The 3,892-nt window shown below is 32.6% G+C and carries 6 protein-coding genes; 2 read left to right on the top strand and 4 right to left on the bottom strand.

All coding sequences use genetic code 11. The annotated features are described in order from the left end of the window. Window positions 1-14: 14 nt before the first annotated feature. Window positions 15-242: a CDGSH iron-sulfur domain-containing protein gene (locus VFS71_RS12970; protein WP_111408501.1), complete on the bottom strand. Its 228-nt coding sequence runs from the start codon at window positions 240-242 to the stop codon at window positions 15-17. 255 nt (window positions 243-497) lie between these two features. Between VFS71_RS12970 and VFS71_RS12965 the strand changes: the two genes are divergently transcribed. Further along, window positions 498-1,382, top strand: coding sequence for a 3-keto-disaccharide hydrolase (locus tag VFS71_RS12965; protein ID WP_414656000.1), 885 nt, complete (start codon window positions 498-500; stop codon window positions 1,380-1,382). A gap of 88 nt (window positions 1,383-1,470) precedes the next feature. On the opposite strand, the gene VFS71_RS12960 is transcribed toward VFS71_RS12965, so the two are convergent. The 3 genes from VFS71_RS12960 to VFS71_RS12950 all read right to left on the bottom strand — a co-directional run bounded on the left by VFS71_RS12960 (window position 1,471) and on the right by VFS71_RS12950 (window position 3,002). Continuing rightward, window positions 1,471-1,890, bottom strand: a complete 420-nt coding sequence (locus tag VFS71_RS12960; RefSeq protein ID WP_326401721.1) for a lipocalin family protein — start codon at window positions 1,888-1,890, stop codon at window positions 1,471-1,473. A gap of 117 nt (window positions 1,891-2,007) precedes the next feature. Further along, on the bottom strand, window positions 2,008-2,178 hold the full coding sequence (locus VFS71_RS12955; RefSeq protein ID WP_326401720.1) for a hypothetical protein: 171 nt from the start codon (window positions 2,176-2,178) through the stop codon (window positions 2,008-2,010). Between the two features lie 206 nt (window positions 2,179-2,384). After that, window positions 2,385-3,002: a hypothetical protein gene (locus VFS71_RS12950; RefSeq protein WP_326401719.1), complete on the bottom strand. Its 618-nt coding sequence runs from the start codon at window positions 3,000-3,002 to the stop codon at window positions 2,385-2,387. A 202-nt stretch (window positions 3,003-3,204) separates the two neighbouring features. On the opposite strand from VFS71_RS12950, the gene VFS71_RS12945 reads away from it, so the two are divergent. Beyond that, the coding region (locus tag VFS71_RS12945; protein WP_326401718.1) for a class I tRNA ligase family protein at window positions 3,205-3,892 on the top strand (688 nt) is incomplete at its 3' end.

Below are 3,892 nucleotides of genomic sequence, written 5' to 3'. Positions count from 1 at the left end.
GAAAACAGAATCCTTTAATTCGTTTTCATTGGCGGCAAATCAAATGCTTTTGAATCGTGTTCGAAATTATTGCGGTGACCTCCATCGCAAAAAGGTTTGTTAGCCGATAATCCACAACGACAAAGACCTAAGGCAGATCTTCCTTGCAGTCCATAAACTGTTCCTTCTTGGTCCATAATTTCAAAATCACCTTCTATTTTTATAGATCCGTTTTTATTAATGATTAATTTCGTCTTGCTCATAAGTTTGTTTCGTTTTTTTCGAGGGCAAAGGTTGCAAAATATATTCTGATTTATTACTCAAAGCCTTAATTTACATTAATTCTATTTTATACAAATTCAAATCAATCCAGCGGAAAAATCTTAGCTTGATAATTATTTGACCAAAAGATAAAATGTAAAAATGGTATCTGATTTTGAATAAAAAGCATAATATCTCTAAGACATTATGTAGTAGATTTTAGGAATCATTTCTATCCAAATTATCAAACAAATTATATTAAAAAATACTCCACACTAATAGCACTTGCCCTTCTTTTTAGTTTAACTTCTTTAACTAAAAATACTAATCCATCCGAAGATGACTGGTTAGATTTACTGGACAATAACCTAAGCAAATGGGATATGTATCTAAGTTACAAACACCAGAACGGGTATTCCGGCAAAATTCCAACTGATGCTAACGGGACAGATATCCCTCCTATTGGTTACAATAAAAATGTAAACAATATGTTTACGGTGATTCAGGAAAATAACGAACCTGTACTTAAAGTTACTGGGGAATACTATGGCTGCGTTTTTACCAAAGAAAATTTTAAAAACTACCGCTTGAAGCTAAAAGTCAAATTTGGAACCAAAAAATGGGAGCCCAGAACCGATAAACTCATGGATGCGGGTGTGCTCTATCATTCGCAGGGGAAAGCGGGTGTTGATTACTGGCGCGCTTGGATGTTATCGCAAGAATTTCAAATAATGGAAGGCCATTTTGGTGATTACTGGAACATTGCTAATGCAGCAATTGATATTAAGGCCTATCTTCCGGAAGGAGGAATGAATGCCGTGGCAGATGAAAGCCAACAATTTATTCCTTTTGGGACCCATACCGAAAATACTGGGTTTTGCATGCGAAAAATGAGAGCCGAAACACCTGATAACGGTTGGACAGAAATAGAGTTGGTTTGTTTTGAAGGCAAAAGTCTTCACATCATCAATGGCAAAGTGGTAATGGTTTTGCAGAATTCTCGTTTTTTTGATGGTGAAAAATTTCAGCCTTTAAACGAAGGAAAAATACAATTGCAAAGTGAGGCTGGCGAAGTTTACTATAAAAACATCAAAATAAAACCAATAAGCAAAATGCCTACTGAGTTTGAAAAATTATTTTAAGTATACATAATTCATATATGCATAAAAAACGGAAAAGCCTTTTAAAAAGTCATTTCCGTTTTCATACTGATTTAACACGAGAAATTAATTATCTGATGTAAACTGAGATAGCGTTGCCATTCTTTAGCTTTAATTCAGTAAGTGTAAGATTAACAATGTCATAAGTTGTGGTTGTACCATTTATAACAGTAGTTACTTTACTATCTCCTTTGGAATATGTCCCTGACACAGTTGTTAGGACACATGGGCTAACAGTAGAATCATAATCTCCTGAAATTAATGTATTATTAATCTTTAGATCAATAAAGTCATGGTTACATCCACTTACATTTTGTGGTGGGTCAACCAATGTTTCTGCTCCATTAACATTGGTACCAACTTTGACAATACTCCATTTTCCTTCTAAGGGAGCTAATGTGTCTCCTTCGTTTTCATCGCTAGAATTACAAGACGTTGCAAATAATCCGATACTTAATGCTAATACAAATAATATGTTTTTAGTTTTCATACTTTATTTATTTAAAATTAATAATGGCTAAATTAACTTTAGAGTATCTGAAAACTGTTACATAATTACTGACATGATTTACATTATTATGAATTCGGATTACAAAACCCTACTGGGTTATGTAGGATCAGATTCGTTACTATTTTTTTTCTGATTCATTTTTGCAACTAATGCTTTCAATCGTAATGCTTTTTCTTTTTTTTCTTCTTGAAGTTTAGCCCTTTTTCGATTTAGCAATTTGGTATGCAAAGCCTTATTTTTAGTGTTTTTTTCGGGTCCTTTTGCCATAATTTGGAATTTTGTTACAAACAAAAAAAGAGATTTTAAAAACGCAGATTTCCTTTTGTGTTGAGCAGATTTTTTTATTCTTTTCAATATAAGTAATACTTCTGGCTATCAAGAGTGTGATATAAAGGATGTAAACGGCATAACTCACAAATAATTAAATATTTAACACCTATAGAACAGTAGAGAAAATAATTCTAATTAATAAATCATTTATATGAACCAGCTCCTAAAGTTAATCCCAATGCCATATAATTGTATTTAGAAATATTTCCGTAAAATTTAAATCCAAATTCACCTAAGAAATTTCTTTTTTGCCCCTTATGATCGCTAATACTTTTCATTGATAAAAAATTAAAATTAATTTCAAAAGGAATTCCAAATTCGGTTTTGGAATTAATACCAATTTTAGATCCAGCAGCTATTCTACCATAACCTGTTTGTGCAAGATATTCATCAAATCCATATATGGATATTCCTAAACTTGCACTTAATGAGCTATGTTCAAAAGTATGTACCTTACCATATAATAATGAAAATTCTAGAATATCTCTAAACTTATAATAATTTTCGTCTACTGTTGATGAAATGTCTTTTTTGAAATCAGAACCTTTTTTTTCACTTACCATAACGGAACGGAAAGTATATATATTTTCATTAGATTGATAATTAGCACCTGCTCCAAAAGTAAAGCCAGTTATACTACAAAAACTAGCTCCTGCAAAAATTTCAAGATAAAAGAGTTTATTTGACTTTGGAGTTAAATCAGCTTCTTGAGAAATTGCAGAATTACCAAAAAGAATAAATAAAAAAAATAACTTTTTCACAAATAGTTGATTTTAAAATAAATATACAAAAAATAATCATACAAATGTTTTTAAAAACTGATAGCAAAAGTCTTATATTTATAACGAAGCTTGGCAGGCTTTCTTTTCAATGTACAGCAAGAAACTAACAAAATGAATTGACGAAGTAAAAAGCTCCAAATAAAATTCTATTGCTTATTTTTGCACTCAATAAAATTGAGTTATGATACAGAATCCAAAAAGATATACCATTACGGCGGCATTGCCTTACACGAACGGACCTATACATATTGGGCATTTGGCGGGGGTTTACGTGCCTTCAGATATTTATTCCCGTTATTTGCGTTTGCAGGGCAGAGACGTTTTGTTTGTTTGCGGAAGCGATGAACACGGCGTTGCCATTTCGATGAAAGCCAAGAAAGAAGGCATTACGCCACAGGAAGTAATCGACAAATATGATGGAATTATTAGAAAATCATTCTCAGATTTCGGTATTTCATTTGACAATTACTCTAGAACTTCGGCGAAAATTCATCACGATACCGCTTCGGAATTTTTCAAGAAATTGTATGACAAAGGTGATTTTATTGAAGAAATAACAGAACAATTGTATGATGCCAAAGCCAATCAATTTTTGGCGGATCGTTTTGTGGTTGGAACTTGCCCGAAATGCGGGAATGAAGAAGCTTATGGTGACCAATGCGAAAAATGTGGTTCTACGCTAAATGCAACTGATTTAATCAACCCAAAATCGACCATTACGGGAGAAACTCCTGTTTTGAAATCAACGAAACACTGGTTTTTGCCTTTGGATCGTTATTCAGATTTCTTGAATGAATGGATACTGGTTGGACACAAAAATGACTGGAAACCGAATGTTTACGGACAAGTAAAATCTTGGATTGACGGTG

The organism is Flavobacterium sp., assembly GCF_035760125.1.
Classification (GTDB): domain Bacteria; phylum Bacteroidota; class Bacteroidia; order Flavobacteriales; family Flavobacteriaceae; genus Flavobacterium.
The sequence above is the reverse complement of the archived record's forward strand: the minus strand, read 5'-3'. Positions and strand labels throughout refer to the sequence as shown.

Excerpts from the sequence above, each read along its gene's own strand:
- VFS71_RS12970 (WP_111408501.1), bottom strand. The coding sequence starts at position 242 with ATGAGCAAGACGAAATTAATCATTAATAAAAACGGATCTATAAAAATA.
- VFS71_RS12960 (WP_326401721.1), bottom strand. The coding sequence starts at position 1,890 with ATGAAAACTAAAAACATATTATTTGTATTAGCATTAAGTATCGGATTA.
- VFS71_RS12955 (WP_326401720.1), bottom strand. The coding sequence starts at position 2,178 with ATGGCAAAAGGACCCGAAAAAAACACTAAAAATAAGGCTTTGCATACC.